Source organism: Angustibacter luteus, from assembly GCF_039541115.1.
GTDB classification, from domain to species: Bacteria; Actinomycetota; Actinomycetes; order Actinomycetales; family Angustibacteraceae; genus Angustibacter; species Angustibacter luteus.
Genome location: NZ_BAABFP010000008.1, coordinates 273,307 through 299,631, shown reverse-complemented (window position 1 = coordinate 299,631; position 26,325 = coordinate 273,307). Strand labels below are relative to the sequence as shown.

Here is a 26,325-nt window from a genome sequence, read left to right as displayed (position 1 = left end):
CGGCGGCTGGGACGCATCACGGCGACGACACTCCTCGGATCTGGCGACCGGCTGGCATGGTCCGACCGGTGTCGGCCGAACCCGTCGCACAGCGTATCGGGCCGGCGTCCGGGTGGGCCGGCAGGCCGTCCTCCTACGCGCGCGAAGCATGCGAATTCGGGTCTGTCAAGACCCCGTGAGGTGACAAAGAGGGCCTCTGACCTGCAGGAATACAGATCTGACACCTTCTGCGTGCCCGGATTCGCGTGATATTCTGGAGACCCGCGAAAGGGGATAAGAGCACATGGTCTTCACAGTCGGCGAGACGGTCGTCTACCCGCACCACGGGGCAGCAGTGATCGAAGAGGTCAAGACCCGCACGATCAAGGGGGAGGACAAGATCTATCTTGTCCTGAAGATCGCCCAAGGTGACCTGACCATCGAAGTACCAGCCGAGAACCTCGACCTCGTGGGTGTCCGCGACGTCGTCGGGCAGGAGGGCCTGGACCGCGTGTTCGAGGTCCTGCGCACCCCGCACGCGGAGGAGCCGACCAACTGGTCGCGCCGCTACAAGGCGAACCTCGAGAAGCTGGCCTCCGGTGACGTCATCAAGGTTGCCGAGGTCGTCCGCGACCTGTGGCGCCGCGACAAGGACCGCGGCCTGTCCGCCGGCGAGAAGCGCATGCTGGCCAAGGCCCGGCAGATCCTGGTGAGCGAGCTCGCGCTCGCCGAGCACACCAACGAGGACAAGGCCGAGGCGATCCTCGACGAGGTCCTGGCCTCCTGAGCCAACCGAGTCGCCGAAACGGCGGGGCCCCATCGGGGTGCCCCGCCGTTTCGCGTCCCTGAGTCCGTCACACTGAGTGCCGTGAACCCACGTCCCGTGCGAGTGCCCGTCGGGGTCATCGAGCTGCTGCGCCTGTTCGTCGTCGTCTTCTTCGCGGGCCTCGGCTACCAGATCGCTGTCGCGGCCGAGCCGACCGACGTCCGGCTCGGCCCGCTGGACGCCGTGGGTGCAGGGGTGCTGCTCGGCGCCGCGATCGGCTACGTGCTGGGCGGGGTCGTCGCCCGGCTCACCGTTCGCTCCGTGGCCGCGACCGAGCGGAACCTGCGCCAGCGCTCCACCGAGCAGGTCCTGTCGGGCATGATCGGCGCCGCTCTCGGCGTGCTGCTCGCGGCCGCGGTGACCTGGCCGCTGCTGCTGATCGGCAGCCAGGTGGTCATGCTCCCGCTGTTCGGCTTCATCATCGTCACCCTCGCCCTGCTCGGCTACCGGATCGGCGTGGCCCGCCGACACGACCTGCTGGCCCTGTTCGGGGCGCAGGCCGGCCTGTCCGGCGGCTCCCGGGCCGGCTCGGGGGAGCGGATCCTCGACACGTCCGTGGCCATCGACGGACGGATCGTGGACGTCGTCACCGCCGGCTTCCTGACCGGCTCGTTCCTGGTGCCCCAGCCGGTGCTCGACGAGCTGCAGGGGCTGGCCGACGCCGGCGACGACCTGCGCCGGGCGCGCGGCCGGCGCGGCCTGGAGGCGCTCGACGCCCTGCGCCGCCAGCGCGACGTCGACCTGGAAGTGGTGCCGGACGCCGCCCGGGAGGTGCCGGACGTCGACGCCAAGCTGGTCCGGATGTGCCTGGACCGCCGGGCCGTCCTGGTCACGCTGGACACCAACCTCGCCAAGGCCGCCGCTCTGGCCGGCGTCTCGGTGATGAACCTGCACGCCCTCGCCCTGGCACTGCGTCCCCCGGTGACCGCCGGGGACGTCGTCCGGGTCAACCTGCTCAAGGCCGGCAAGGAGCCGGGCCAGGCCGTCGGCTACCTGGACGACGGCACGATGGTCGTCGCCGAGCGCTCCCGGGACCGCGTCGGCCAGGACGTCGCCGTCGTCGTCACCAGCGTGCTGACCACCGCGAACGGGCGGATGGTGTTCAGCCGCCCGCAGACCTCGTGAGCCCGTCGTGACGACCGGCGCCGTGGTGGTGGCCGCCGGCTCGGGCAGCCGGCTCGGCGCCGACCGCCCCAAGGCGTTCGTGCAGCTGGCCGGGGTGACCCTGCTGGAGCACGCGGTCGCCCGGCTGCGCGACGGCGGGGTGCGCGCCATCGTGGCGGTCGTGCCGGACGCCCTGGTCGGCCAGACCCAGGCGCTGCTCGGTGACGCGGCCCAGGTGGTGGCCGGCGGCGCCGAGCGCCAGGACTCCGTGGCCGCCGGGCTCGCCGCGCTGCCCGCCGACGTCGACGTCGTCCTCGTGCACGACGCGGCCCGCTGCCTGGCCCCCGCGGCGCTCGTCGCCCGGGTGGCGTCGGCGGTGACGGCGGACTCGCCCGCCGTCGTCCCCGGCCTGCCCGTGGTGGACACCGTCAAGGAGGTCGACGCGTCCGGCCTGGTGGTGGGCACCGTCGACCGCGCGCCGCTGCGCCGGGTGCAGACCCCGCAGGGCTTCGAGCGGGCCCTGCTCGAGCGGGCGCACGCCGCCGCCGGCGACAGCGCGGCCACGGACGACGCCGCGCTGGTCGAGCGGCTCGGGGTGCGGGTCCGGCTGGTCGAGGGCGACCCGCTGGCGTTGAAGGTGACGACCGCCGAGGACCTGGCGCTCGCGGAGTGGCTGCTCACTAGGCTCTCGCCGTGACGTCCTCGAGCTCAGGCCTGCCGCGCGTCGGCGTCGGCACCGACGTGCACGCCTTCGCTGCGGAGGGCAGCGACCGCCCGATGCGGGTCGCCGGGCTGGACTGGCCGGGCGAACGCGGGCTCGAGGGGCACTCGGACGCCGACGTCGTCGCGCACGCCTGCTGTGACGCCCTGTTCTCCGCGGCCGGGATCGGGGACGTCGGCACCCAGTTCGGGACGTCGCAGCCGCAGTGGGCCGGGGCGGCGGGCGTGGTGCTGCTGGCCGAGGCCGCGCGACTCGTGCGCGCCGCCGGGTTCGAGATCGGCAACGTCGCCGTCCAGCTGGTCGGCAACCGCCCCCGGCTGGGGGCGCGCCGGGCCGAGGCCGAGACGGCGCTGTCAGCGGCCTGCGGGGCGCCGGTCTCGCTGAGCGCGACGACGTCCGACGGGCTCGGCCTGACCGGACGGGGCGAGGGCGTCGCCGCGATCGCCACGGCCCTCGTCGTCCCCCGCCCCTGAGCACGTCACAGGACGGGGATGTTCGGCGCCTCGGCGGCGATCGTGGTCGAGTCGCCGTGGCCGGTCCGGACGACGGTGTCCGGCGGCAGCGTGAGCAGGCGCTCGCGGATCGAGCGCACGATGGTCGGGAGGTCGCTGAAGCTGCGCCCGGTGGCGCCCGGACCGCCCTGGAACAGCGTGTCGCCGGTGAACACGGTGCCGAGCGACGGGACGAAGAAGCAGACCGCACCGGGTGCGTGCCCCGGGGTGTGGATGACCTGGACGTCGGTGCCGGCGACGGTGATCACCTGACCGTCGGCGAGGTCGCCGTCCGGCATCCGGCCGGGGTGGGTCAGCCGCCACACGGGCAGGTCGTCCGGGTGCAGCAGCACCGGCGCGCCGAAGTGGTCGGCCAGCGCCGGCGCGACCCGCACGTGGTCGTCGTGGGCGTGCGTGCACAGGATGGCCAGGACGTCCCGGTCGCCGACGACCTCGGCGATGGCGTCCCGGTCGTGCGGGGCGTCGATGACCACGCACTCGTCGTCGTCGCCGAGCACCCAGAGGTTGTTGTCGACGTCGAAGGTCTCGCCGTCCAGCGAGAACGTGCCGGACAGCACGGCCCGGTCGATCCGGACGTCGCCGCTCACAGCACGACGACCGAGCGCAGGACCTCGCCGCGGTGCATCTTCTCGAACGCGGCCTCGATGTCGCCGAGGCCGATGGTCTCGCTGACGAAGCCGTCGAGGTCGAAGCGGCCCTGCCGGTAGAGGTCGATGAGCATCGGGAAGTCCCGGCTGGGCAGGCAGTCGCCGTACCAGCTGGACTTCAGCGCGCCGCCGCGGCCGAAGATCTCGATCATCGGCAGCTCGACCTTCAGGTCCGGCGTCGGCACGCCCACCAGGACGACGGTGCCGGCCAGGTCGCGCGCGTAGAACGCCTGCTCGTAGGTCTCCGGACGGCCCACGGCCTCCACGACGACGTCCGCACCGAACCCGCCGGTGAGCTCCCGGATCGCCTCGACGGCGTCCCGCTCGCGGCTGTTCACCGTGTGCGTGGCGCCGAAGCCCTTGGCCCACTCCAGCTTCCGGTCATCGACGTCCACGGCGATCACGGTGCTGGCCCCGGCCAGCACCGAGCCCGCGATGGCCGCGTTGCCGACCCCGCCGCAGCCGATCACGGCCACCGAGTCGCCGCGGCCGACGCCGCCGGTGTTCACGGCCGCACCGAAGCCGGCCATGACCCCGCAGCCGAGCAGCCCGGCGGCGGTGGCCGGCGCGGCCGGGTCGACCTTGGTGCACTGCCCGGCGTGCACGAGCGTCTTCTCGACGAATGCCCCGATGCCGAGGGCGGGGGACAGCTCGGTGCCGTCGGTCAGGGTCATCCGCTGGGTCGCGTTGTGGGTGTTGAAGCAGTACCAGGGCCTGCCCTTGAGACAGGCCCGGCAGGACCCGCACACGGCGCGCCAGTTCAGGATCACGAAGTCGCCCGGTGCGACGTCCGTGACGCCCTCACCGACCGCCTCGACGACCCCGGCCGCCTCGTGACCGAGCAGGAACGGGAAGTCGTCGTTGATCCCGCCCTCCCGGTAGTGCAGGTCCGTGTGGCACACCCCACAGGCCTGGACGGCGACGACGGCCTCACCTGGCCCCGGGTCCGGGACGACGATCTCGACCAGCTCGACGGCGGCGCCCTTGGCGCGCGCGATGACTCCCTGCACTGTCTGCGGCATGTCGGCGAATCTACGGGTCACGAGCGGCCCGTGACCACCGGTAACCTTGACCGGTGAGCCTTCGCCTTTACGACACCGCCACGCGTGAGCTGCGTGACTTCGAGCCGCTGCAGCCTGGTCGGGCTGGGCTGTACATCTGCGGGCTCACGGTGCAGGGGGCGCCGCACATCGGTCACGTCCGGTTCACCGTGGCCTTCGACATCCTGCGCCGCTGGCTGACCCGCGGGCACGACCTCGAGGTCACCCTGGTCCGCAACGTCACGGACATCGACGACAAGATCCTCGCCAAGTCCGAGGCCGCCGGGGTCGACTGGTTCGCCTGGGCGTACACCTTCGAGCGGCAGACCTCGGCGGCGCTGGACGCCCTGGGCGTGCTCCCGGCCACCTACGAGCCGCGCGCCACCGGGCACATCCCCGAGATGGTCGAGCTGATGCAGACCCTCGTGGACGCCGGCTACGCCTACCCGGGCGACGACGACGGGGCGGGCGGCGGCGAGGGCGCCGGCGACGTCTACTTCGAGGTGAAGTCCTGGCCCGAGTACGGCTCGCTCACCCACCAGAAGATCGACGACATGAACCCCGCGGAGGACGCCGACCCGCGCGGCAAGCGGGACGCCCGCGACTTCGCGCTGTGGAAGGGCCACAAGGCCGGCGAGCCCGAGTCGGCGAGCTGGACGTCGCCGTTCGGGCGCGGGCGGCCCGGCTGGCACCTGGAGTGCTCCGCGATGGCCCGCAAGTACCTCGGCGACACGTTCGACATCCACGGCGGTGGGGTCGACCTGCGGTTCCCGCACCACGAGAACGAGCAGGCCCAGTCGCACGCGGCGGGTCTCGGCTTCGCCCGGTACTGGCTGCACAACGGGTGGGTCACCATCGGCGGCGAGAAGATGAGCAAGTCGCTGGGCAACTCGCTCATCGTGTCCGAGGTGCTGAAGTCGGTGCGGCCGCTGGCCCTGCGCTACTACCTCGGCGCGGCGCACTACCGCTCGATGATCGAGTACACGCCGGACTCGCTGCGCGAGGCCGAGACCGCGGTGGAGCGGATCGAGCACTTCCTCGGCCGGGCGGCCCGGGTCGGTGAGCTGCCGGTCGACGCCGAGGTGCCCGACGCGTTCGCCGCTGCGATGGATGACGACCTCAACGTCTCCGGCGGCCTGGCCGTGGTGCACGACACCGTCCGGGCCGGCAACACGGCACTGGACGACGGCGACGACGCGACCGCGCTGGTCGCGGCCGGTGCGGTGCTGGCGATGACCGACGTCCTCGGCGTGAACCCGCTGGACCCGGTGTGGCACCAGGGCTCCAGCGCGAACGACGACCGGACGGCAGTTGCGCTGGCCGCCCTGGTGCAGGCCGAGCTGGACCACCGCCAGGCCGCCCGCGCCGCCCGCGACTTCGCCGCCGCCGACGCCGTCCGAGACCGGTTGACCGCGGCGGGAATCGCCGTCGAGGACACACCTGCAGGGGCCCGCTGGTCGTTGCTGCGCAGCACCACCGACACCGAGAGCGAGTCCTGATGCCCGGCAACTCACAGCGCAAGGGCGCGATGCGCAAGGGCGCGTCGCGCAAGGGGCCCCTCGTGGGCACCGGCGGCCAGAAGCGCAAGAGCCTGCAGGGCAAGGGGCCCACGCCGAAGGCCGAGGACCGCGAGAAGCACATCGCGGCCAAGCGGAAGCGGGGCGCCGAGCGCCGCGAGGCCGCGCTGACCAAGGGTGGTCGCACCCCGACGTCCGACGGCCGATCCGGCGGTCGACCCGGTGGGCGCGCTCCTGGCCGTCCCGTGCGGCGCACCGGCAAGGCGAGCAGTGAGGTCGTCGCGGGGCGCAACAGCGTCGTGGAGGCGTTGCGGGCTGAGATCCCGGTGACCGCCATGTACGTCGCGAGCCGGATCGACTCCGACGACCGGGTCAAGGAGTCCCTGAAGATCGCCACCTCGCGTGGCCTGAACATCCTCGAGACCCCTCGCGGCGAGCTCGACAGGCTCACCGACGGCGCCATCCACCAGGGTCTGGCGTTGCAGGTGCCGCCGTACGAGTACGCGCACCCGTCCGACCTGCTCGCCGCGGCGGACGACGCCGGGCAGCCCGCGCTGATCGTCGCCCTGGACGCCGTCACCGACCCGCGCAACCTCGGGGCCGTCGTCCGGTCCGCGGCCGCGTTCGGCGGGCACGGGGTGATCGTCCCCGAGCGACGGGCCGCCGGCATGACCGCCGGAGCCTGGAAGACCTCCGCCGGCGCCGCGGCCCGGCTGCCGGTCGCGCGCGCCACCAACCTGACCCGGGCGCTCGAGTCGTTGCAGCAGGCCGGGTGCTTCGTCGTGGGCCTCGACATGGAGGGCGACCTGGAGCTGCCCGACCTGACCATGGCGCACGACCCGCTGGTGATCGTGGTCGGCTCCGAGGGCAAGGGCCTGTCCCGGCTGGTGCGCGAGCAGTGCGACATGATCGTGTCGATCCCCATGCACGCCGCCACCGAGTCCCTGAACGCCGGGGTCGCGGCCGGAGTCGCGCTCTACGAAGTTGCTCGGCGGCGAGCCCACGGCTCGTAGGGCTGGGGTCGGCGACGAACGGGCCGAGGGGAACGGCGACTCTCGCAAGCTCGTTTGACGTCGCCGTACCCCTCGGCCCGTTCGTCGCCTTCGGCTCCTCGGCCTTGGCTCGGCTGCGCCTCGTCGGGCTCTCGTAGCCACGCACAGGAGTGCATCGGCACCCTGGCGCAGCCGGGTCGTGACGCCCGCCGGAGGGCAGCGAGGGCGAGGCGGACGGCGACCGGAGGGCGACGTCAAACGAGCTTGCGAGAGTCGCCCGTAGGTCGGCGGCCGCCTCGCCCGGACCCCCTACGAGTCGCGAGGAGCGATGACCGGGATGGCCTGGGTGTCGACGCCGAGGATCGCGACCTCGTCGGGCTTGGTCGGCAGGACCTCCTGCACGTAGTCCTCGACGGCCTTCTTCAGGCTGACGTCGTGGCCGGCCCGCTCGCTCAGGTACCAGCGGTGCTCGAGGACCTCGTGGAACAGCTCGGCGGGCTCCAGCTTGGTGCGCAGCTTGCGGGGCACCTTGCGGATGACCTTCTCGAAGACCTGGGACAGCCACTCGTGGGCAAGGATCTCCTCGTCCTCGCCCTGGCGCTCCTCGGCGGCGGCGAAGCTGTCCAGGTCGTTGAGCAGGCGCCGGGCCTGGTTCTCCCCGACGTCGAGGCCGGTGAGCCGCAGCAGCCGCCGCGAGTGGTGCCCGGCGTCCACCACCTTGGGCTGGATCTGCACGGTGGCGCCGTCGATGTCCGTGGTGATCGCGAGCTCGCCGACGTCGAAGCCGAGCTCGTTGAGCTTGCGGATCCGGGCCTCGACCCGCCAGCGCTCGCCCTGCTCGAACGACTCGGTGCCGGTGAGCTCGTCCCACAGGGACCGGTACCGGTGGATGATCCGTTCGCTGGTCAGCAGCGGTTCGTCGTCCGTCTCCAGGAGCCCGCCGGCCTGCAGGTCCATCAGCTCGCCGGCGATGTTGACCCGGGCGATCTCGAGGTCGTGCTCGCGCTGGCCGTCGCTGAGGTGGTTGTGCAGCTCGCCGGTCTCGGCGTCCACGAGGTAGGCGGCGAACGAGCCCGCGTCGCGGCGGAACAGCGTGTTCGAGAGGCTGACGTCGCCCCAGAAGAACCCGTTCAGGTGCAACCGGACGAGCAGCACGGCCAGCGCGTCGACGAGCCGGGACGCCGTGTCCGGCCGCAGGTTCTGGCTGAACAGGGCGCGGTAGGGCAGGGAGAACTGCAGGTGCCGGGTGATCAGGCACGGGTCCAGTGGGGCCCCGTCCCTGCCGGTGCGTCCGGTGATCACCCCGACGGGTTCGACCGAGGGGACGTCGAGGCGGTTCAGCAGACGCAGCAGGCCGTACTCGCGCCGGGCGAGGTCCTCGCGGATCTCCTTGATCGCCACGACGCTGCCGGACAGCTTGGCGAAGCGGACGACGTGCCGGGAGATGCCGCGGGGCAGCGCGGCGAGCGTCTCGGCGGGCCAGTCCTCGAGCGGGATGTCCCAGGGCAGGTCCAGCAGCGCGGAGTCGGGCCGCGCCGAGGTGATCTGGAGGGAGCTCATGGCTGCCGCTGGTGCGACCCGTCCCCACCCGCCGGGCGGCGGGCAGGGACGGGGTCAGCAGTCAGTCGCCGATGCGCTCGCCGGTGGTGGCGTTGAACATGTGGATGTGGCCCTCCTTGGGGGCCAGGTAGATCGTCTGGCCCTTCTCCGGGGGCTTGCGGCCGTCGACGCGGGCGATGAACGGCTTGTCCTCGGCGCTCTCCTCCGCGTCGAGCACGTGCGTGCGGGCCTCTTCGGTGCTGCCGTAGATGTAGGCGTCCGCGCCGAGCTCCTCGACGACGTCCACCGTGACGGCCAGGCCGTTGCCCTCGGTGGTCAGCGTGAGGTCCTCGGGTCGCACGCCCACCGTGACGGTCTTGCCGGCCGCCTCGAGGTGCTCGCGGGCCACCGGGTAGGTGCCCGAGCCGAACTTCACGCCGCCGTCGGTGACCGCGGTGTCGATGAGGTTCATCGCGGGCGAGCCGATGAAGCCGGCCACGAAGACGTTGTTCGGGTGGTCGTACATGCGCCGCGGGGTGTCGACCTGCTGGAGCAGGCCGTCCTTGAGCACGGCCACGCGGTCGCCCATCGTCATGGCCTCGACCTGGTCGTGGGTGACGTAGACGGTGGTGATGCCGAGCCGGCGCTGCAGGGACGCGATCTGGGTGCGGGTCTGCACGCGCAGCTTGGCGTCCAGGTTCGACAGCGGCTCGTCCATCAGGAAGACCTGCGGCTGGCGCACGATCGCGCGGCCCATGGCGACGCGCTGGCGCTGGCCACCGGAGAGCGCCTTGGGCTTGCGGTCCAGGTAGGCCTCGAGGTCGAGGATCTTGGCGGCCTCCTCCACGCGCTTGCGGATGTCCGCCTTCGGGGTGCCGGCGATCTTGAGCGCGAAGCCCATGTTGTCGGCGACCGTCATGTGCGGGTACAGCGCGTAGTTCTGGAAGACCATCGCGATGTCGCGGTCCTTGGGGGCCTCGTGGGTGACGTCGCGGTCACCGATGAGGATGCGGCCGCCGTTGACGTCCTCGAGCCCGGCGAGCATGCGCAGCGAGGTGGTCTTCCCGCAGCCGGAGGGGCCGACGAGGACGAGGAACTCGCCGTCCTGGATGTCGAGGTTGAGCTTGTCGACTGCCGGAACCTCTGAGCCCGGGTAGATCCGGGTCGCGGCGTCGTAGGTAACTGTGGCCATGCTGAGATCACGTTCCTTCCACCGGCAGGTACGTGCCGGACGATCCGTCGTGGGAGGTGGAGCGGTCCTCATCCTGCATGACGAAACGCCCGACGTACAGGCTTTGCGGCGTTCTTTCGCACAGTTCGTGCACAGCGGCCGTATCCTCTTGCTGCAAGAACTTGCGAGCGAAGGGACATCCATGGCAGCCCGTCTGGCGGACATCGCGGCGCAGGCAAAGGTCAGCGAGGCGACGGTCAGCCGGGTGCTGAACGGCAAGCCGGGCGTCGCCGACTCGACCCGGCAGGCCGTGCTCACCGCCCTGGACGTGCTCGGCTACGAGCGCCCGACCCGGCTGCGGCGCAAGAGTGCCGGGCTGGTCGGGCTGATCGTCCCCGAGCTGGCCAACCCGATCTTCCCGGCGTTCGCGCAGGTCATCGAGACCGCGCTGGCCCGGCACGGCTTCACGCCGGTGCTGTGCACCCAGACGCCCGGCGGCGTGCACGAGGACGACTACACGCAGATGCTCCTGGAGCGCAGTGTCAGCGGCATCATCTTCGTCTCCGGCCTGCACGCGGACTCACTCGCGGACCACGAGCGCTACCGGCAGCTCACCGCCCGCGGCCTGCCGATCGTGCTGGTGAACGGCTACGCGGACGACGTCGAGGCGCCCTGCGTGTCCAGCGACGACCTGGCGTCCTCCGAGCTCGCCGTGGCGCACCTGCGGGCGTTGGGGCACACCAGGATCGGCCTCGCCGTCGGTCCGGAGCGGTTCGTGCCGGCCATCCGCAAGATCGCCGGTTTCCGGCAGGCCATGGCGTCGGTGGTCGCGCCCGCCGACGTCGAGGACCTCATCGAGCGGTCGCTGTTCACCGTCGAGGGCGGCGCGGCGGCGGCGCAGCGGCTGCTGGACCGCGGCTGCACCGCCATCGTCTGCGGGTCGGACCTGATGGCGTTCGGCGCGATCCGGGCCGCCCGGTCCATGGGGCTGCGGGTCCCCGAGGACGTGTCCGTGGTCGGGTACGACGACTCGCCGCTGGTCGCGTTCACCGACCCGCCGCTGACGACCCTGCGGCAGTCCGTGCAAGCCATGGGTGAGGCCGCAGTGCGGGCTCTCGTGGACGAGATCAGCGGCCAGCCCGCGCCCCGGGCCGAGTACGTGTTCCGCCCCGAGCTCGTCGTCCGCGGGTCCACCGGCGCGGTGCCGGCCGTCGTCCGCCGCTGACGCCTCGCAGGGTTTCCGCCACTCAGGCCGGTCCTCCCGCCGCGAAAGCGGGCCGGGTGGCGGAAAGCGGACTGGGTGGCGGAAGTGGGGTGGGTGGCGGAAGTGGGGTGGGTGGCGGAAGTGGGGTGGGTGGGTGGGTCAGCGGAGCAGCAGGTTGGGTAGGGACTGCAGCAGCGACCGGACGGCGACCGGGTCGGCGATGCGGAACCGCGCGGCCGTGTCGCCGTCGCCCACCTTGACCCCGACGTCGCCCTCGCCGAGCAGCACGAACACCGTCTCGTCCGTCACGTCGTCTCCCACGTACAGGGCGCCGACGGCACTGTGGTGGTCGCGCAGCCGGCTGATCGCCGCGCCCTTGCTGGCCTGGGTGACGGCGACCTCGACGACCTCCTTGCCGCGGGTCACGTGCACGTCCGGGACGTCGGCCATCAGTGCCAGCGCCTGCGCCGTCACCACCGGCGCCTCGTCCGGCGGCAGCCGTCGGGTGTGCAGGACGGCGGCACTGGGCTTGTGCTCGACGAACGCCCCGGGGTGCTCTGCCGCAAGGGTTTCCAGCCGCGCCTGCACCGCGGACAGCCGCTCGTGCTCGGCATCGTCGAGGCCGTCGTCGTGCCCGTCGAGCGGCAGCTCGGCGCCGTGGCTGCCGACCAGCAGCAGGTGCTCGTCGTCCAGCGCGACGCCGGTCCGCTCCGCCAGGTCGGCGCGGGCCCGTCCGGAGACCAGGGCGACGTAGACCCCCTCCAGCGCAACGAGATCGCGGATCGCGTCCATCGTGCCGGGCAGTGCGACCGCCTCCGAGGGGTGCGGCACGAACGGGGCGAGCACCCCGTCGAAGTCCAGCCCGACCAGCAGCGGCCGACCACGGCCCAAGTCGGTCAATGCCTGCTGCAGCAACGGGTCCGGCCCGTCCAGCGCGCTCACGGCCGGTCCGGTGCGGCGTCCAGGGCGGCCAGGAAGTCGCCCGCCCACCGGCTCACGTCGTACTCGGCGACCCGCCGTCGCATGGCCCGCATCCGTCGCCGCTTCTCGGCCGGGTCGGCGTCCAGGGCGTGCCGGATCGTGTACTTCAGGCCGTCGATGTCGTGCGGGTTGCAGATGAACGCCCGGTCGAGCTCGCCGGCCGCGCCGGTGAACTCGGACAGCACCAGCGCTCCGCCGTCGTCGTGGCGGCACGTCACGTACTCCTTGGCCACGAGGTTCATGCCGTCCCGCAGTGGGGTCACCAGCATCACGTCGGCAGCCAGGAACATCGCTGCCATCTCGGCCCGCCCGTAGGACTGGTGCAGGTAGTGGATGGCCGGCATGCCGAGGTGGCCGAAGTCGCCGTTGGCGCGACCCACGGTGACCTCGACCTGCTCGCGCAGCTGGATGTAGGCCGACACCCGCTCCCGGCTCGGCGTCGCGACCTGCACGAGGACGGCCTGGGGCGGCGCGAGCACGCCGTCGGACAGCAGCTCCTCGTACGCCTTGAGGCGGTGCCGGATGCCCTTCGTGTAGTCGAGCCGGTCGACGCCGAGCAGCACGTGCTCGGGGTCGCCGAGGTCGCGTCGGATCTGCCTGGCCCGCTCCATCACCTCGGGCGTGCGGGCCAGGTCGGACAGGCTCGCCGCGTCGATCGAGATGGGGAACGAGCTGGCCCGCACCACCCGCGTGCTGTCGCCCGGCCCGGGGACCTCGACGGTGCCGCCACGGGTGTGCAGGCCGAGCAGCCGGCGGCAGACCCGCAGGAAGTTGTCGGCGTCCGCGCGGCGCTGGAAGCCCAGCAGGTCCGCGCCCAGCAGCCCCTGCACGACGTGCTTGCGCCACGGCAGCTGGGCGAAGATCTCGACGCCGGGGAACGGGATGTGGTTGAACCAGCCGATCCGGACGTCGGGCCGCAGCTCGCGCAGCATCGCCGGGACCAGCTGGAGCTGGTAGTCGTGCACCCAGACCGTCGCCCCCGGCGCCGCGAGCGAGGCGGCGACCTCGGCGAAGCGCCGGTTGACGGTCCGGTAGCCGTCGAACCAGCGCCGGCGGAACCGCGGCGGCACGATCACGTCGTGGTAGAGCGGCCACAGCGTCTCGTTGCTGAAGCCCTCGTAGTGGTCCTCGATCTCCTGCTCGGTCAAGCCCACCGCGTGCAGGTGCATGTCCCCGGAGTCGAACGGCTCCGGCGCCTCGCCCGGGTCGCCCGACCAGCCCACCCACGCGCCGTCCTGACCGGTCATCACGGACTGCATGGCCGTCACCAGGCCGCCGGGGCTCTGCTGCCAGCGCACCGTGCCGTCGTCGTCCGTGACGCGGTCCACCGGGAGGCGGTTCGCCACCACGACCAGCTCGTAGGTGCCCTCGGCCGGGCTCTGGTCGCGGGTCCCGCGCGGTTCGGTCGTGGAGGCCGGGCGGGTCACGGAGGGGCTCCTCGGTACAGACGGCGGTGCAGGGGATGTCGTGCCAGCCTATGACCGGCCTGCGAATCTGTCGCCGCGGGCGGGATCTCGCTACGGTGAGACGGCGAGCTGACCGGGCATCTGGCTAGGGGCACAGGAGGCGATCGTCATGCGCATCACCGACGTCATCAGGCGCAAGGGGGCCGAGGTCGTGACGGTGCGGCCAGACCACACCGTCACCGAGCTGCTCACCCTGCTCGCCGAGCACAAGATCGGTGCGGTCGTCGTGTCCGCCGACGGTGCCGCCGTCGACGGGATCGTCAGCGAGCGCGACATCGTCCGGGGGCTGCACCGCCGCGGTGTCGACGTCCTGGGCCTGCCGGTGTCCGACCTGATGACCGCCGACGTGACCACCTGCGGCCCCGAGGACAACGTCGAGCACCTGATGCGGTTGATGACCGACCAGCGCGTGCGGCACATCCCGGTGGTCGTCGACGGGAAGCTGCACGGCATCGTCAGCATCGGCGACCTGGTCAAGCACCGCATCGACGAGCTGCAGGACGAGCGCGACCAGCTCGTGGGTTACATCAACCAGTAGCCCTGCTCGCGTACCGTGGTGCGCATGTCCATGGGGGAGCGCACCGCCGAGCAGAGCACCACGCTCGGTCCGTACCGCCTCCACGGCCGCCTCGGCGAGGGCGGCATGGGCGTCGTCCACCTCGGGCTGGACCGGGCCGGACGCGCGGTGGCCATCAAGGTGCTGCGCCCGCACATCGCGCACGACCCCGACGCGCGGGCTCGGCTGGCCCGCGAGGTGTCCACGCTGCGCCGGGTCCGGCACCCCCTGGTCGCCGAGGTGCTGGACGCCGACCTGGACGGCGACCAGCCCTACGTCGTCACCCGCTTCGTGCCCGGCGCGGGCCTGGACGCCGTGGTCCGCGAGCACGGGGCGCTCGCCGCGCCGCAGCTGCTGCGGCTGGGGGTGGGGCTGGCCAGCGCGCTGCAGGCCATCCACGACGTGCACGTGGTGCACCGCGACCTCAAGCCCGGCAACGTTCTCGTGCTCGACGGCGACCCCGTGGTCATCGACTTCGGCATCGCCCACGTGACCGATGACATCCGCCTGACCTCGACCGGGCTGGTCATGGGCACCCCCGGCTACCTGTCGCCCGAGGTGATCGACGGCGGCCGGGTCACCGAGGCCACGGACTGGTGGGGCTGGGCCGCGACCCTGACGTTCGCCGCGAGCGGCCGACCGCCCTTCGGCCGCGGACCGATGGACGTCGTCATCGACCGGGTGCGCCGCGGTCAGAGCGACCTGGACGGCGTGGACGAGCGCCTGCGCCCCCTGCTGGCGGCCGCGCTGTCCGTCGACCCGGCGCAGCGCCCGGGCCAGGACGAGGTGATCGACGCGCTGGACCGCTACGCGGCGGGCGAGTCCACCACCGCGACCGTCACCTTGCTGCCCGGGGCCACCCGGCTGATGCCCGAAGTACCCCCCTCGTACGACGACGATCCGCTCGCGCCGCCGCTCGCCGCGGCGCCGCTGGGAACCGCCGGGCCCTCCGACACGCCGGACGGCGCAACCGAGGACGCGCCGTCCGGACGTCGTCCGATGGTCCTGGCCGCGCTGTTCGTGGCCCTGGTCGCCGGGGCGCTCGCCGACCCGGTGGTCACGGCCGCCGCCGTCGCGGTGCTGTGCGTGCTGGCCCGGCTGGTCGAGCGCAACCGGACGGTGCTGGCCCGGCGCCGCTACGAGCGTGGACGTCGACGCTCCGACCTGTGGGTCGCCACGCTGAGCTCGCCCTGGCACCTGCTGCGGGCGGTGTTCGTCCAGGCGCTGGCATCGATCCAGCCGGTGCTGCTGGGGGTGGCGACGGCGTTCTGCGTCGGGCTGGTGCTGCCGATGTCCGACGGGTCGGCGCATCCCGCGTCGCTGCCCGCGGTGGGGGCCGGTGCGGCGATCGCCTTGCTCACCGCGTGGTGGGGGCCGGGTGGTGGTGCGCTGCGCCGCGGGACCGCGACGAGCCTGCGGGTGCTCGTGCCGCGGACCCAGCGCTGGACGTGGGTGCTGGTGCTGGTCGTGCTGGCGGCTGGGCTCGCCTGGTGGGCCGTCCGGCAGGGTGAGCCGTCCTGGTGGCCGGTGCAGAACGCGCCGTTCGGGTTGGGCCGCTGACCGCCATCTCGACGACGAGCAGTCAGGCCGGCCCGCCACGGCAGGCAATCGGCGATGAGTCGGAGCAGGGGACGGAGTCTTCAGGGGGCCCACCGGTGGGCGCGCAACCAGGGAGGCACGGATGAAGCTGTTGCTCACGTCAGGCGGCGTCACGAACGCGAGCATCCGCTCGGCGCTCGTGCGGCTTCTCGGCAAGCCGATCGACGAGTGCCACGCGCTCGTCGTGCCGACAGCACAGTGGGGTCACCCGATGTGCGGACCAGCGTCGGTGCGGGGCCTGGTCGCCGCGGAGCCCGACTTCCGCCACTTCACCGGGCTGGGCTGGGCGTCCTTGGGTGTCCTCGAGCTGACCGCCCTGCCCTCGATCGGAGCGCAGCGGTGGGTCCCCTGGGTCGAGGAGGCTGACGTGCTCCTCGTGGACGGCGGGGACGCGACGTACCTGAGCCACTGGATGCGGGAGTCCGGCCTGGCCGAGCTGCTGCCGTCGCTGCCCGACAAGGTCTGGGTGGGGGTGAGCGCCGGAAGCATGGTCATGACGCCACGGATCGGCGCGTCCTTCGTGCAGTGGCCGTCCGCGCCGGACGACCGCACGCTGGGCATCGTCGACTTCTCGATCTTTCCGCACCTGAACGCCTTCCCGACCAACACCCCGGACGAGGCGCAGCGGTGGGCGGCCGACCTCGGTGGCCCGGCCTACGCCATCGACGAACAGACCGCCATCACCGTCGTCGACGGGGCCGTCGAGGTGGTCTCCGAGGGCCAGTGGACGGCGTTCGACTGACGGGGGAGACCGAGGCCGCGGGTCTGGTCAGTCGGTGAACTCGGCGGGACGTTCGGCCTGGCCGAGGTAGGCGAGGACGTCGGCGGCGTCGCGGGTCAGCTGCTTCCGGTCCCGTTGCGCGATCGGTTCGAGCGGCTGGATCGTGAGCGTGCCGGCGGCCAGCCGCCAGGTCGCCACGATCCCGCCGTCGACCAGCGCGGACGGCCGGAAGACGCCGTTGCTGGTCACCACGCCCACGTGGCCGCGAAGCAGCGGGTCGCGGGACCGCCAGCCGTGCAGCACCGGGTCGAACGGACCGAGCAGCCGCGGTGCCGGGACGACGTCCCCGGCCGACTCGGCTGCATCGGCTGAGTCGGTGAGCCAGGTCTGGCCGTCGTCGTCGGACGTCGTCTCGCCGGCGACCGCCGCGAAGGCGCGGCGGGCGTCGCCCAGGGTGATGCCGGCCCAGTACGCGAGGTCGTCGGCCGTGGCCGGCGCGTGGCCGACCAGGTAGCGCCGGGCCAGCCGGGCCAGCGCCTCGTCGCGGTCGAGCGGCGGGGGTGGCCGCCCCAGCCACTGCGCGGCGCTGACGAACGCCTGCTCGCCGCCCACCACCGGGCCGCGCACGAGGTCGTACCGCAGGCAGGTCGCGAGCAGCACGTGCACGAGCGCCTGCCGCTGGGTGGGGACCTGGTGCTCGTCCAGCAGGGCGCGCAGGGCGGTGCGGGTCTGCGGTCCGGACGCGACGGCGTCCATGATCAGCTCGGCACCGCGCGCGGCCTGCTGCGGCGAGACCCCCTCCTGCTCCAGCCGGCGGGCGCTCGCGGTGGCCAGCTGCGGGGTGGTCAGCGGGTGCAGCCACCAGTAGTCGCCGGCGCCGACGAGGTGCAGCGTGCCACGGTGCAGCCAGTTGACCACCAGGCTGCGCGGCTCGCTCAGGGCGGTGTCGACGGCCTGGCTGGTCAGGCCCGTGGAGCGGCTGCGGACGGCGAGCCGGAAGCCGCGCGGGTCCTGGGCCTGGACGGCGAGCAGCCGGTCGACCACCTGCTCCGGCGTGGTCGCGTCCGGGTGGGTCAGGCCCTGGGTGCGCAGACGCCGGACGGCCAGCGGTGGTGCTGCTGGCCGTCCGGCGGTCACAGGTCTGTCGCGTCCCGCTGCAGTCGTGCAGTCAGCGACCCTGGGCGGGCGCCTGCTCGGACTCCTCGACGTCCGCGCTGTCGTCGTCGCCCTCGATCGCCTCGTCGGTGACGTCGATCTCGTCGGCCTCGTCCGCGCCGTCGGCGTCGGCGTCCTCGACCTGCTCGGCCGCCTCTGCGGTGGCCTCGTCGGTCTCAGCGGCATCGGTCTCCGTGGTCTCAGCAGCCTCGGCGGGCTCGTCGTCCTGACCGAGCGCGGCGAGCGCGGCCGGCGTGGTGCCGGACAACGTGGCCAGCATCTGCCGGACGTTGGTGAGCTGGGCGTTGATGCTGTCCCGACGCTGGGTCGAGGCGGCGAGCTCGCGCTCGGACTCGGCCCGGATCCGGGCGGCGCGCTGCTCGGCCTGCGAGACGATCTCGTCGGCCTGCCGGCGGGCGTTCTGCACGTCCTGGGCGGCCTGCGACGCAGCCTCGCGCTGAGCCCGCTCGGACTCCTGGCGCAACGCGTCGCTGCGGCCCTGCAGCGCCTCGAACTCGGCCTCGGCGGCCTGGCTGCGCTCCATGAACTCCTTCTCCGAGCGCTGCCGGCGCTGGGCCAGCGTGGTCTCGAAGTCGGCGGCCGCCCGGGCGGCGTTGGCGCGCTGGTTCTCGTAGACGGCCTCCGCCTCCTCGCGGCGGGTCGTCGAGGTGCGGTCGGCGTCGTCGAGCATCTCGTCGGCCTTGCGCTTGGCGTCCTCGATGATCCGCTCGGCCTCGGCGTCCGCGGCGCCGCGCTTCTCCTCCGCGTAGCGGTCGGCGTCGCTGCGCGCCTTCTCGGACTCCGCGGACACGTGGTGCTGCAGCTCGTCGGCGTCCGCCTGCGCCTTCGCGCGCAGGTCGGCCGCCTCGTCCTCGGCCAGGCCGAGGATCTGGACGACGCGAGCGCCCAGCGCCTCGAACGTCGGCGTGGTGTCGGCGGGCGGCTCGGCCTGACGGACCGCGGCCTCGCCCTCGAGCTGGCGGACCCGGGCCGACAGCTCCTCGGCGCGGGCGTTCGCCTCGCCGGTCTGGCCGGCGGACTCGCGGGTGCGCGCGAGCTGCTCGCGCAGGTCGCGGATGGTGGCGTCGACCTCGGCGGGCTCGTAGCCGCGCAGCACGGTGCGGAACTGGGGGGTGTCGCTCATGTCCGTCTCATTACCTCTGGGTTGGGGAAGGGCAGGGTCAGGTGGTGGACTGCTGGTGCTCGTGCTGGTCTGCATCGACGACGTCGTCCTGGTGCTGGTCGTCGGGGTCGGACTCGGGGACGGCGAGCGCCTCGATCACGCCGGACAGGCTGCCGAGCTCGCGCTCGATCGCCGCGCGGCGCTCGGCGAGGGCGCCGACCTCGGCCCGGGCGCTGGCCAGCAGCTCGCGAGCCTCGGCGCGCAGCTGGTCGGCCTCGGCGCGGGCCGAGGCGAGCAGCTCGCTGGCCTCCGCGCGGGTGTTGCGACGGAGCTCGTGGGCCTCGACCTGGGCCTTGGACAGGTTGTCCGCGGCCCGCTCGCGCAGGCTCCGGGCTCCGCTGTCCGCCTCGTCCAGCCGGCGCTGGGCCCGTTCGTTGGCGCGCAGCTCGTCCTCATGGGCCTGCGCGGCCAGCCGCTCGGCCTCACCCGCGACCTCCTCGCGGTGCCGGTCGGCGTCCTGCTCGGCCCGGGCCAACGTCGCCTCGGCCTCGGCGAGCTGGCGGGCCAGCTCGGCTTCGTGCTCGACCTGACGGGCGTCCCGGTCGGCGGCGGCGTCGGCGATCATCTTCTCGGCGCGGGCCCGGGTGTTCTCCAGGTGACGGGCGGCGGCGTCGTCCGCCTGCTCCTTGGTGCGGGCCACCTCCGCGGCGGCGGTGGCCAGTAGCTCCTCGACGGTTCGCTTGGCCCAGGCGAGCTGCTCGTCGGCTTCGGCCACCCGGGCCGCGACGTGCTTGTCGCCCTCGGTCTGCTGCTGCTCCAGCTCGTGCGCCACCGCGTCGCGCTGCTCGGCCAGCTCGGCGCGGACCCGGTCCGCCTCGGCCTGCGCCTGCGCGCGGTGCTCGTCGGCGTCCTCCTCGGCGCTGGCCAGGATGCGCTCGACGTCCTCATCCAGCTGTGCCCGGCGTCGTCGTTCGGTGAGCTCGTGCGCCGCGACCAGGTCGGCCTGCCGCTCGCGCAGCTCGAAGAGCCGCTGGGCGGCGAGCTCGCGGGTCATCTCCGCCTCGTCGCGCGCGCTGTCTCGCGCTCGGGCCGCCTCGACCGTCGCCCCGGACAGCCGGTGGTCGGCCTCGCGCCGACTGTCCGTGCGGACCCGGGTGGCCTCGTCCCGGGCGGTGGTGACCAGGTCCTCGGACGTGGTGTCGGCGGACGCCAGGGTCAGCGAGGCCTGCTCGGCCGCGTCCTGCACGAGGTGGTGCGCCTCGGCCCGGGCGGATTCCAGCACCCGCTCGGCCTCGCTGCGGTGCAGCTCGGCCTCGCGCGCCGCTCGCTGCGCGCCCGAGTGGAACTGCTCGATCTCGGCGCGCTTGGTCGCCGTCTCGCTGCTCAGCCGACCGGCGTCCTCACGCGCGTCGGTCAGCAGCCGCTTCGACTCGGTGTCAGCGGCCGTCCGGACCCGGTTCGCGTGCTCCTCGGCCTGTGCGACCAGCCCGTCCGCGAGCTGCTGCGCGCGAGCCAGGATCTCGACGGCCTGCTCGGCGATCTGCGGCCGCGCGTCGTCCCCGCCCGAAGGTGCTCCAGACGGGACGAAGGGGACGGGACCGGACGTCGGGGCGTCCGCTCGCTCGGTCCCGGTGCCGTCACCACTCATGCACTCATCGTGTCAGATGTCGCCCGATGAGCGGCACCCCCGGGTGGGTGGATCAAGGTGCGATGCTGGCCCCATGACGGACTCGAATACAGGGGCAGGGTCAGACCCCGCAGTGCTGGACCCCTCCGTGGCCCCCAGCGGCACCGGGTGCGCAGAGTGCGATGAAGCCGGCGGCTGGTGGGTGCACCTGCGCCGGTGCGCCGCCTGCGGCCACATCGGCTGCTGCGACACCTCGCCGTCCCAGCACGCCACCGCCCACTTCCGCGCCACCGGGCACCCGCTCATCCGCAGCTTCGAACCCGGCGAGGACTGGTTCTTCGACTACCGGGACGAGCAGATGTACGAGGGTCCCGAGCTCGCGCCGCCGCTCGAGCACCCCGAGGACCAGGGGACGCCGGGCCCGCCCGGCCGGGTGCCCGCCGACTGGCGCTCGCAGCTCCACTGACGCCCGTCGTCGCCGAGCCCGCACTGACCTGACGAAGATGGGGCACCTCGGACCTCCGAAGTGCCCCATCTGCGTCAGGTCAGCGGGTTCCTGCTCGGCGCTCAGACCAGCGGGGCGTCGTCCGAGTCGTCGTCGGAGTCGTCGGGTTCGAGGCGCCAGGTGAACTGGAACTCGATCTCCTCCTCGTCCTCCTCGCGCTCGTGCGCGATGGAGAACTGGGCGCGAGCCGGGACCCAGATGCGCTCGCCGGCGATCTGGATGCGGAACGGCTTGTCGGCCTCCAAGGCGTCGGCGAGGCGCCGGAGCTTGGCAACGAGCTCGGGGACGGAGTAGATCTTCTCGACCTCGCGCTCGTCGCGGCTAGTCATCCGCGTCCGCCTCCTTGGCGGCGGCCTTGATGTCCTTGGCCACCACGTCGTCGATGGCAGCGTTGACGATCGCGTCGGCAGCGGCGAGCGCCTTGCGCAGCTCGACGGCGGCTGGGTCGGAGACCAGGGCGACGATGCCGGAGTGCCCGGGGGCGATGGTGTCCTCGAGCTGGTCCGCGACCTCGCTGCGGTGGTGCAGCTGGCGGACCTTGCCGGTGGCGGCACCGGCCGCACCGAGGGCTGCCGCGCTGCCGAGGATGGATGGCGGGAAGATGATGCCGAGCGCGATGCCGCCCACCAGGCCCCACTTCAGGCCCGACCTGGTGCTGTGGTCGGTGGCCTTCTGCACCTCGAGCTTGCCGTCGGCGTCGCGCTTGACCACGACCACGCCCTCGATTTCGACGGTCCGCCCGTCCTCGACGGACTTCAGTGCCTCGTAGGCCTCCCAAGCCGCGTCGGTGTCGGCGAAGTCGGCGACGATGAGGGTGTACGTGCCGTCGGTCGCGGCAGCCACGACCGAGGGGTCGGACGAGGTCGGGGTGGTCGGGGTCTGGTCGTCTGACATGAGGGCTCCCTTGCCGCAGAGTGGGTTGCCACCATCGTGTGAGCAGTGGTCGGCTCTGACCTCACCCGGGCCGGGTGAGCCGTCAGCGGTCGGAGGTGCCGGTGAGCGCGCCCAGGCCGGCGCGCAGGAACCTGAAGCCGACGGCCAGCTGTGCCGTGCCGTCGTCGGGCGCCTCGAGCCCGATCGCGCGCAGGGCGAACAGCAGTGACACGGTCGCCCCGGCGAAGGTCTGCGGCCCCACGTCGTGCGCGGCGACGCCGAGGTCGCGGGCGACGGCCTCCGCGATCTCCGACTGGACCTGCTCCAGGCGCTGGTGGGTGCGGGCGCGCAGCTCGGCGTCGTGGGTGATCGCGGCGTCGCAGAGGCGGGCGATCTCCGGGTCGGGCTGCTCGCGGCCGGACTCGTCGGCGATCCACGCCTCGATCCGGTCGACGACGTCGCCGGGGCCCTGCCGTAGGTGCCAGGTCGCCCGGGCGATGGCCTCGTCGATGCCGAGGAACAGGATGTCGTCCTTGGCGGGGAACCACGTCGACACCGTGCGGGGCGCGACGTCCGCCCGCTCGGCGATCCGCGGGATCGTCGCCGCGGCGTAGCCGCCCTCGATGGTCAGCTCGGCGGCCGACTGCACGATCGCCCGCCGCGTCTGCGCGTTCTTGCGCTCGCGGAGCCCGAGGGCAGCGTCGGTGGTGGCCATGTCGGTCACCCTAGCCGAAGTCGCAAGACATTGCGAAGTTGCAATGCCATGCGAGTTTCCTCTACTGTGCAGTGTCGGCTCGAGGCAATGGCGCCCGTCCGCCTGGCCTCGCCACCCTTCGCACCTCCCGGCACCTCCTCCAGACTTGGAAGTCCTTCATGGCTCACCTCCTGCACCGGCTCGGTGCGTTCGCCGTCCGTCGTCGTCGCGCCGTGCTGATCGGCTGGCTGGTCGCCGTCGCCGTCCTCGGCGGCCTCACGATGGGGCTCAAGGGCACCTTCGCCTCCGAGTTCTCCATCCCCGGCACGGAGTCCCAGCAGGCCGCGCAGCTCGTGGCCGAGCGGATCCCGGGCGCGAACCCGGACGCGGCCAACGGGCGGGTCGTCTTCGCGGCGCCCGCCGGCGAGTCGCTGCAGACGGCCGACCGCAAGGCCGCCGTCGAGCAGAGCGTCGCGGCGCTGGCCAAGGTCACCGACATCGGCTCGGCCAGCGACCCGTTCGTGACCCAGACGATCTCGAAGGACGGCCGGATCGGCTACTCCGACCTCGGGTTCACGGTCGGTCCGATGGATGTCACGGCCACCCACACCGAGGCGATCGCCGCGGCGACCCGGCCGGCGAAGGAAGCGGGTTTGCAGGTCGAGTACGGCGGTGCTGCGACGCCGACCGTCGCCGAGTCGCACCTCGGCGAGGGCCTCGGCGTCGTCGTCGCGATGCTCGTGCTGACCGTCACCTTCGGCTCGCTGCTGGCCGCCGGACTGCCGCTGCTCACCGGGATCCTGGGCGTCGGCGTTGGCGCGCTCGCCATCACGCTCGCCAGCGGCTTCACCAACCTCACCGATACCTCGCTGACCCTCGCGGTCATGCTCGGCCTGGCCGTGGGCATCGACTACACGCTCTTCATCCTGTCCCGGCACCGGACGCAGGTGAAGGACGGCATGAGCATCGAGGCGTCGATCGCCAAGGCCGTCGGGACGGCGGGCAGTGCCGTCGTGTTCGCCGGCGCCACCGTCGTCATCGCCCTCGTCGCGCTGACGGTCACGGGCGTGCCGTTCCTGGCCCAGATGGGGATCGGCGCCGCCGGTGCCGTCGCGGTCGCGGTGCTGCTCAGCCTGACGTTCGTGCCGGCGCTACTCGCGGTCGCCGCGAAGCGCGCCGTCCGGGGCAAGACGTTCTCGGCGGAGCTGCACGACGCCGAGGCCGGCGAGAAGCCGACCATGGGCGCGCGCTGGATCGCCCTGGTCATCCGCCGTCGCTGGATCGCCATCGTCGCCGTCACGCTCGGGCTGCTCGCGCTCGCCGCACCGGCGCTGAACATGCGCCTCGGACTCCCGGACGACGGCACCGCCGCACCCGCCACGACCCAGCGTCAGGCGTACGACCTGCTGTCCACCGGGTTCGGTCCCGGGTTCAACGGGCCACTGACCGTCGTCGCCGACCTGGACGGCGTGAGCGACCCCGCGCAGGCGGCCAAGACCACCGCTGCGCGGCTGGGCACGTTGCCCGGCATCGCCGCTGTCGCACCGCCGTTCGTCAACGAGGCCAAGGACCTCGCGATCATCACCGTGGTCCCGACCACCGGGCCGTCGTCCGCCGCCACGACGGACCTGGTCAAGGCCATCCGCGCCGACGCGCCGTCGATCGCGGAGCAGACCGGCGCCCAGCTCTCCGTCACCGGTCAGACCGCGACGAACATCGACATCTCCCAGCGGATGTCCGACGCGCTCGTGCCCTACCTGGCCGTCGTCGTCGGGCTCGCGATGCTGCTGCTGATGATCGCGTTCCGCTCGCTGCTCGTCCCCCTCACCGCCATCGCCGGGTTCCTGCTGACCATCGTCGGGTCCTTCGGCGTGGTGACGCTGGTGTTCCAGGAGGGCGTCGGCGCCGGCCTGTTCGGTGTCGCGCAGACCGGACCGCTCGTCAGCCTGCTGCCCATCCTGATCATCGGCGTCATCTTCGGGCTCGCCATGGACTACCAGGTGTTCCTGGTCTCCCGCATGCACGAGGAGGTCAGCCACGGGGCGACCCCGACGGACGCCGTCCGCGACGGATTCCGGCACAGCGCAAGGGTTGTCACCGCCGCCGGGTTGATCATGATCTCGGTGTTCTCCGGCTTCATCCTGCCCAGCGACCCGATCATCAAGTCCATCGGTCTCGCATTCGCGGCCGGCATCCTGATCGACGCGTTCCTGGTGCGGATGACCCTCATCCCGGCCGTCATGACGGTGCTGGGCAAGAGCGCCTGGTGGCTGCCGCGGTGGCTCGACCGGATCGTGCCGAACGTCGACATCGAGGGCGCGTCGCTGGAGAAGCGCAGCGCGTCGGACTCGTCGGCCAGCCCGGACGAGAAGGTCCTCGTCTCGTCCTGACCGAGCGGTTCTGGCTGCGGCGCTCAGCCGACGGTCGTGTGCTGGTACGCCGGCGTCAGCTCGGTCCAGCGCGCGTGCCAGGCCGGGGCCGGCGTCTGCTCGGACCAGCCGCCGACGTGGGCGGGGCCGTCGCTGGCCAGGGAACGCCCGAGGTCCTCCAGGTGGACCTGCCAGCCCGCTCCGTAGAAGTGCAGGGATCCGACCGGCAGGCCGCGCTCCTCGACCACCAGCCTGGTCCGGGGCCCCTCGGCGGTGAGCCAGGCCTCGAGCTGCGCCTCGTCGTCCGTGCCCGCCTGCGTCGTGAGCAGCAGGTGGTGCGGGGCGTCGCAGACGTCGATCCTCGCGGGACCGGTCCAGGTGCTGGTGAAGACGGCCTGGACCGTCCCGCCCTCGTGCAGGTCGCCCGAGACCTCGGCGATCCAGCGCGCGAGGCGCTCGGGCGACGTGCAGGCCGCCCACAGGTCGTCGATGTCGGTCTCGTACACGTCCTCGACGCGGACCGCCCCCTGGGTCTCGTCGAGCGCTCGCATCGTTCCGGTGATCCTCATCTGCGCGACTTCCTTCCTCGTGCGATCTCGGTGTGCAGGGCGTCGAGCCGGTTCTGCCACAACGCCCGGTAGTCCTCCAGCCATTCGTCGACCTCCACGAACGCCTCCGGGCGCAGGCTGTAGATCCGGCGCTGCGCCTCCTGGCGGACGTCGACGAGCCCGGCCTCGCGCAGTACGCGCAGGTGCCGAGACACGCCGGGCCGTGCGATCGGCAGCGCCTCGGCCAGCTCGCCGGCCGACGCCGGGTGGTCCCGCAGGATCCCCAGCACGGTGCGACGGCTCTGATCGGCCAGTGCCTGCAAGACGGCGTCCATGAGCACGACTGTACCTATCTGGGTACGTAACCGCAAGGGTACGCAAAGAGTCCGAGGGTCCTGATGCTTCGGACGGGTCACCGAGCGGGGCCAGTACGCTGGACGTCACCTGCTGGCATGGCGCAACTGGTAGCGCACCCGACTTGTAATCGGGCGGTTCGGGGTTCGAGTCCCCGTGCCAGCTCTTCGCTCGGACGCACGATCGGCGGAAGGCCGACCAGGCTCACCTCTGTTGGGTGAGGGCGAGCAGGGCAGCCGGTGGGAGAGTTGCCGGGATGGGGGAGATCCCTTGTCGTGGACGCAGGGGAAGGTCCGAACATGTGGGATTCATGGTTCTGGTGGACCGTCGTGGTCATCATCTGGGTGGCCATCGCCTTCTGGCCGGCACGGGTCGCCTCCCGCAAGGGGCACAGCTTCTTCCTGTACTTCCTGTTCAGCCTGGTGTTCTTCCCCGCCGCTCTGATCGCGGCGTACCTGGTCGGAGACCGGCGGACCGCTGTTCAGCCGGCGATCTAGCCGCC

At 72.6% G+C, this 26,325-nt stretch carries 27 protein-coding genes and 1 tRNA gene; 14 read left to right on the top strand and 14 right to left on the bottom strand.

Going from position 1 to position 26,325, the window contains the following annotated elements:
- Nucleotides 1–283: 283 nt before the first annotated feature.
- The 4 genes from ABEB17_RS18420 to ispF all read left to right on the top strand — a co-directional run bounded on the left by ABEB17_RS18420 (nucleotide 284) and on the right by ispF (nucleotide 3,103).
- The gene (locus ABEB17_RS18420) at nucleotides 284–766 is read left to right on the top strand and encodes a CarD family transcriptional regulator (RefSeq protein ID WP_345718210.1); all 483 of its coding nucleotides are present in this window, start codon (nucleotides 284–286) and stop codon (nucleotides 764–766) included.
- A gap of 81 nt (nucleotides 767–847) precedes the next feature.
- Complete coding sequence (locus ABEB17_RS18415; RefSeq protein ID WP_345718209.1) at nucleotides 848–1,930, top strand: PIN/TRAM domain-containing protein; 1,083 nt, start codon at nucleotides 848–850, stop codon at nucleotides 1,928–1,930.
- A 7-nt stretch (nucleotides 1,931–1,937) separates the two neighbouring features.
- Nucleotides 1,938–2,606 carry a 2-C-methyl-D-erythritol 4-phosphate cytidylyltransferase gene (gene ispD, locus ABEB17_RS18410; RefSeq protein WP_345718208.1) on the top strand — a complete coding sequence of 223 codons (669 nt, stop codon included), beginning with the start codon at nucleotides 1,938–1,940 and terminating at the stop codon, nucleotides 2,604–2,606.
- Nucleotides 2,603–3,103, top strand: a complete 501-nt coding sequence (ispF, locus tag ABEB17_RS18405; RefSeq protein WP_345718207.1) for a 2-C-methyl-D-erythritol 2,4-cyclodiphosphate synthase — start codon at nucleotides 2,603–2,605, stop codon at nucleotides 3,101–3,103. The genes ispD and ispF overlap by 4 nt, the downstream gene beginning before the upstream one ends.
- Before the next feature lie 5 nt (nucleotides 3,104–3,108).
- On the opposite strand, the gene ABEB17_RS18400 is transcribed toward ispF, so the two are convergent.
- Nucleotides 3,109–3,729, bottom strand: a complete 621-nt coding sequence (locus tag ABEB17_RS18400; RefSeq protein WP_345718206.1) for an MBL fold metallo-hydrolase — start codon at nucleotides 3,727–3,729, stop codon at nucleotides 3,109–3,111.
- Nucleotides 3,726–4,811: an S-(hydroxymethyl)mycothiol dehydrogenase gene (locus ABEB17_RS18395; protein WP_345718205.1), complete on the bottom strand. Its 1,086-nt coding sequence runs from the start codon at nucleotides 4,809–4,811 to the stop codon at nucleotides 3,726–3,728. The genes ABEB17_RS18400 and ABEB17_RS18395 overlap by 4 nt, the downstream gene beginning before the upstream one ends.
- Before the next feature lie 53 nt (nucleotides 4,812–4,864).
- On the opposite strand from ABEB17_RS18395, the gene cysS reads away from it, so the two are divergent.
- Together cysS and rlmB are read left to right on the top strand one after the other, a co-directional pair.
- The gene (cysS, locus tag ABEB17_RS18390) at nucleotides 4,865–6,328 is read left to right on the top strand and encodes a cysteine--tRNA ligase (protein WP_345718204.1); all 1,464 of its coding nucleotides are present in this window, start codon (nucleotides 4,865–4,867) and stop codon (nucleotides 6,326–6,328) included.
- A complete protein-coding gene (rlmB, locus tag ABEB17_RS18385) occupies nucleotides 6,328–7,359 on the top strand; it encodes a 23S rRNA (guanosine(2251)-2'-O)-methyltransferase RlmB (RefSeq protein ID WP_345718203.1) in 1,032 nt (343 codons plus the stop codon). The genes cysS and rlmB overlap by 1 nt, the downstream gene beginning before the upstream one ends.
- 288 nt (nucleotides 7,360–7,647) lie before the next feature.
- On the opposite strand, the gene ABEB17_RS18380 is transcribed toward rlmB, so the two are convergent.
- Nucleotides 7,648–8,898, bottom strand: coding sequence for a DUF4032 domain-containing protein (locus ABEB17_RS18380; RefSeq protein WP_345718202.1), 1,251 nt, complete (start codon nucleotides 8,896–8,898; stop codon nucleotides 7,648–7,650).
- 61 nt (nucleotides 8,899–8,959) lie between these two features.
- Nucleotides 8,960–10,069: an ABC transporter ATP-binding protein gene (locus ABEB17_RS18375; protein WP_345718201.1), complete on the bottom strand. Its 1,110-nt coding sequence runs from the start codon at nucleotides 10,067–10,069 to the stop codon at nucleotides 8,960–8,962.
- A 181-nt stretch (nucleotides 10,070–10,250) separates the two neighbouring features.
- Here ABEB17_RS18375 and ABEB17_RS18370 point away from each other — a divergent pair, with 181 nt between their 5' ends.
- Complete coding sequence (locus ABEB17_RS18370; RefSeq protein ID WP_345718200.1) at nucleotides 10,251–11,273, top strand: LacI family DNA-binding transcriptional regulator; 1,023 nt, start codon at nucleotides 10,251–10,253, stop codon at nucleotides 11,271–11,273.
- 138 nt (nucleotides 11,274–11,411) lie between these two features.
- Here the strand turns inward: ABEB17_RS18370 and otsB are convergent, their stop codons facing one another.
- The gene (gene otsB, locus ABEB17_RS18365) at nucleotides 11,412–12,194 is read right to left on the bottom strand and encodes a trehalose-phosphatase (RefSeq protein ID WP_345718199.1); all 783 of its coding nucleotides are present in this window, start codon (nucleotides 12,192–12,194) and stop codon (nucleotides 11,412–11,414) included.
- The gene (locus ABEB17_RS18360; RefSeq protein WP_378226981.1) at nucleotides 12,191–13,660 is read right to left on the bottom strand and encodes an alpha,alpha-trehalose-phosphate synthase (UDP-forming); all 1,470 of its coding nucleotides are present in this window, start codon (nucleotides 13,658–13,660) and stop codon (nucleotides 12,191–12,193) included. Before ABEB17_RS18360 ends, otsB begins: the two co-directional genes overlap by 4 nt.
- Nucleotides 13,661–13,808: 148 nt before the next feature.
- Here ABEB17_RS18360 and ABEB17_RS18355 point away from each other — a divergent pair, with 148 nt between their 5' ends.
- From ABEB17_RS18355 to ABEB17_RS18345, 3 genes are all read left to right on the top strand, one after another.
- Entirely contained in the window at nucleotides 13,809–14,237 is a 429-nt protein-coding gene (locus tag ABEB17_RS18355; protein ID WP_345718198.1) for a CBS domain-containing protein, read from the top strand.
- Between the two features lie 24 nt (nucleotides 14,238–14,261).
- Complete coding sequence (locus ABEB17_RS18350) at nucleotides 14,262–15,815, top strand: serine/threonine-protein kinase (RefSeq protein WP_345718197.1); 1,554 nt, start codon at nucleotides 14,262–14,264, stop codon at nucleotides 15,813–15,815.
- 121 nt (nucleotides 15,816–15,936) lie between these two features.
- Nucleotides 15,937–16,596: a Type 1 glutamine amidotransferase-like domain-containing protein gene (locus ABEB17_RS18345; RefSeq protein WP_345718196.1), complete on the top strand. Its 660-nt coding sequence runs from the start codon at nucleotides 15,937–15,939 to the stop codon at nucleotides 16,594–16,596.
- Nucleotides 16,597–16,623: 27 nt separating this feature from the next.
- Here the strand turns inward: ABEB17_RS18345 and ABEB17_RS18340 are convergent, their stop codons facing one another.
- The 3 genes from ABEB17_RS18340 to ABEB17_RS18330 are packed head-to-tail and all read right to left on the bottom strand — an operon-like array spanning nucleotide 16,624 to nucleotide 20,501.
- Entirely contained in the window at nucleotides 16,624–17,712 is a 1,089-nt protein-coding gene (locus ABEB17_RS18340; RefSeq protein ID WP_345718195.1) for a winged helix DNA-binding domain-containing protein, read from the bottom strand.
- Nucleotides 17,713–17,743: 31 nt separating this feature from the next.
- Complete coding sequence (locus ABEB17_RS18335; protein WP_345718194.1) at nucleotides 17,744–18,874, bottom strand: coiled-coil domain-containing protein; 1,131 nt, start codon at nucleotides 18,872–18,874, stop codon at nucleotides 17,744–17,746.
- A 37-nt stretch (nucleotides 18,875–18,911) separates the two neighbouring features.
- The gene (locus tag ABEB17_RS18330; RefSeq protein WP_345718193.1) at nucleotides 18,912–20,501 is read right to left on the bottom strand and encodes a coiled-coil domain-containing protein; all 1,590 of its coding nucleotides are present in this window, start codon (nucleotides 20,499–20,501) and stop codon (nucleotides 18,912–18,914) included.
- Between the two features lie 73 nt (nucleotides 20,502–20,574).
- Here ABEB17_RS18330 and ABEB17_RS18325 point away from each other — a divergent pair, with 73 nt between their 5' ends.
- Complete coding sequence (locus ABEB17_RS18325) at nucleotides 20,575–20,946, top strand: UBP-type zinc finger domain-containing protein (RefSeq protein ID WP_345718192.1); 372 nt, start codon at nucleotides 20,575–20,577, stop codon at nucleotides 20,944–20,946.
- A gap of 101 nt (nucleotides 20,947–21,047) precedes the next feature.
- On the opposite strand, the gene ABEB17_RS18320 is transcribed toward ABEB17_RS18325, so the two are convergent.
- The 3 genes from ABEB17_RS18320 to ABEB17_RS18310 form a co-directional block, all read right to left on the bottom strand.
- Nucleotides 21,048–21,314: an amphi-Trp domain-containing protein gene (locus ABEB17_RS18320; protein ID WP_345718191.1), complete on the bottom strand. Its 267-nt coding sequence runs from the start codon at nucleotides 21,312–21,314 to the stop codon at nucleotides 21,048–21,050.
- A complete protein-coding gene (locus ABEB17_RS18315; protein WP_345718190.1) occupies nucleotides 21,307–21,879 on the bottom strand; it encodes a DUF1269 domain-containing protein in 573 nt (190 codons plus the stop codon). Before ABEB17_RS18315 ends, ABEB17_RS18320 begins: the two co-directional genes overlap by 8 nt.
- 82 nt (nucleotides 21,880–21,961) lie before the next feature.
- Nucleotides 21,962–22,573, bottom strand: coding sequence for a TetR/AcrR family transcriptional regulator (locus tag ABEB17_RS18310; RefSeq protein WP_345718189.1), 612 nt, complete (start codon nucleotides 22,571–22,573; stop codon nucleotides 21,962–21,964).
- Nucleotides 22,574–22,731: 158 nt separating this feature from the next.
- Between ABEB17_RS18310 and ABEB17_RS18305 the strand changes: the two genes are divergently transcribed.
- Nucleotides 22,732–24,942, top strand: coding sequence for an MMPL family transporter (locus ABEB17_RS18305; protein WP_345718188.1), 2,211 nt, complete (start codon nucleotides 22,732–22,734; stop codon nucleotides 24,940–24,942).
- A 23-nt stretch (nucleotides 24,943–24,965) separates the two neighbouring features.
- Here ABEB17_RS18305 and ABEB17_RS18300 read toward each other — a convergent pair whose 3' ends face one another.
- A complete protein-coding gene (locus ABEB17_RS18300) occupies nucleotides 24,966–25,490 on the bottom strand; it encodes an SRPBCC domain-containing protein (RefSeq protein ID WP_345718187.1) in 525 nt (174 codons plus the stop codon).
- Entirely contained in the window at nucleotides 25,487–25,804 is a 318-nt protein-coding gene (locus tag ABEB17_RS18295) for an ArsR/SmtB family transcription factor (RefSeq protein WP_345718186.1), read from the bottom strand. The genes ABEB17_RS18300 and ABEB17_RS18295 overlap by 4 nt, the downstream gene beginning before the upstream one ends.
- Before the next feature lie 111 nt (nucleotides 25,805–25,915).
- Here ABEB17_RS18295 and ABEB17_RS18290 point away from each other — a divergent pair.
- Nucleotides 25,916–25,988: transfer RNA gene (locus ABEB17_RS18290), tRNA-Thr, on the top strand.
- A 134-nt stretch (nucleotides 25,989–26,122) separates the two neighbouring features.
- Nucleotides 26,123–26,320 carry a hypothetical protein gene (locus ABEB17_RS18285; protein ID WP_345718185.1) on the top strand — a complete coding sequence of 66 codons (198 nt, stop codon included), beginning with the start codon at nucleotides 26,123–26,125 and terminating at the stop codon, nucleotides 26,318–26,320.
- Nucleotides 26,321–26,325: the final 5 nt, after the last annotated feature.

What these genes read in the sequence shown, in the direction of transcription:
- ABEB17_RS18420 (WP_345718210.1), top strand. Translation starts at nt 284, where the DNA reads ATGGTCTTCACAGTCGGCGAGACGGTCGTCTACCCGCACCACGGGGCA.
- ABEB17_RS18395 (WP_345718205.1), bottom strand. Translation starts at nt 4,811, where the DNA reads ATGCCGCAGACAGTGCAGGGAGTCATCGCGCGCGCCAAGGGCGCCGCC.
- rlmB (WP_345718203.1), top strand. Translation starts at nt 6,328, where the DNA reads ATGCCCGGCAACTCACAGCGCAAGGGCGCGATGCGCAAGGGCGCGTCG.
- ABEB17_RS18380 (WP_345718202.1), bottom strand. Translation starts at nt 8,898, where the DNA reads ATGAGCTCCCTCCAGATCACCTCGGCGCGGCCCGACTCCGCGCTGCTG.
- ABEB17_RS18375 (WP_345718201.1), bottom strand. Translation starts at nt 10,069, where the DNA reads ATGGCCACAGTTACCTACGACGCCGCGACCCGGATCTACCCGGGCTCA.
- ABEB17_RS18370 (WP_345718200.1), top strand. Translation starts at nt 10,251, where the DNA reads ATGGCAGCCCGTCTGGCGGACATCGCGGCGCAGGCAAAGGTCAGCGAG.
- ABEB17_RS18355 (WP_345718198.1), top strand. Translation starts at nt 13,809, where the DNA reads ATGCGCATCACCGACGTCATCAGGCGCAAGGGGGCCGAGGTCGTGACG.
- ABEB17_RS18350 (WP_345718197.1), top strand. Translation starts at nt 14,262, where the DNA reads ATGTCCATGGGGGAGCGCACCGCCGAGCAGAGCACCACGCTCGGTCCG.
- ABEB17_RS18345 (WP_345718196.1), top strand. Translation starts at nt 15,937, where the DNA reads ATGAAGCTGTTGCTCACGTCAGGCGGCGTCACGAACGCGAGCATCCGC.
- ABEB17_RS18335 (WP_345718194.1), bottom strand. Translation starts at nt 18,874, where the DNA reads ATGAGCGACACCCCCCAGTTCCGCACCGTGCTGCGCGGCTACGAGCCC.
- ABEB17_RS18330 (WP_345718193.1), bottom strand. Translation starts at nt 20,501, where the DNA reads ATGAGTGGTGACGGCACCGGGACCGAGCGAGCGGACGCCCCGACGTCC.
- ABEB17_RS18325 (WP_345718192.1), top strand. Translation starts at nt 20,575, where the DNA reads ATGACGGACTCGAATACAGGGGCAGGGTCAGACCCCGCAGTGCTGGAC.
- ABEB17_RS18320 (WP_345718191.1), bottom strand. Translation starts at nt 21,314, where the DNA reads ATGACTAGCCGCGACGAGCGCGAGGTCGAGAAGATCTACTCCGTCCCC.
- ABEB17_RS18315 (WP_345718190.1), bottom strand. Translation starts at nt 21,879, where the DNA reads ATGTCAGACGACCAGACCCCGACCACCCCGACCTCGTCCGACCCCTCG.
- ABEB17_RS18310 (WP_345718189.1), bottom strand. Translation starts at nt 22,573, where the DNA reads ATGGCCACCACCGACGCTGCCCTCGGGCTCCGCGAGCGCAAGAACGCG.
- ABEB17_RS18305 (WP_345718188.1), top strand. Translation starts at nt 22,732, where the DNA reads ATGGCTCACCTCCTGCACCGGCTCGGTGCGTTCGCCGTCCGTCGTCGT.
- ABEB17_RS18300 (WP_345718187.1), bottom strand. Translation starts at nt 25,490, where the DNA reads ATGAGGATCACCGGAACGATGCGAGCGCTCGACGAGACCCAGGGGGCG.
- ABEB17_RS18295 (WP_345718186.1), bottom strand. Translation starts at nt 25,804, where the DNA reads ATGGACGCCGTCTTGCAGGCACTGGCCGATCAGAGCCGTCGCACCGTG.
- ABEB17_RS18285 (WP_345718185.1), top strand. Translation starts at nt 26,123, where the DNA reads ATGTGGGATTCATGGTTCTGGTGGACCGTCGTGGTCATCATCTGGGTG.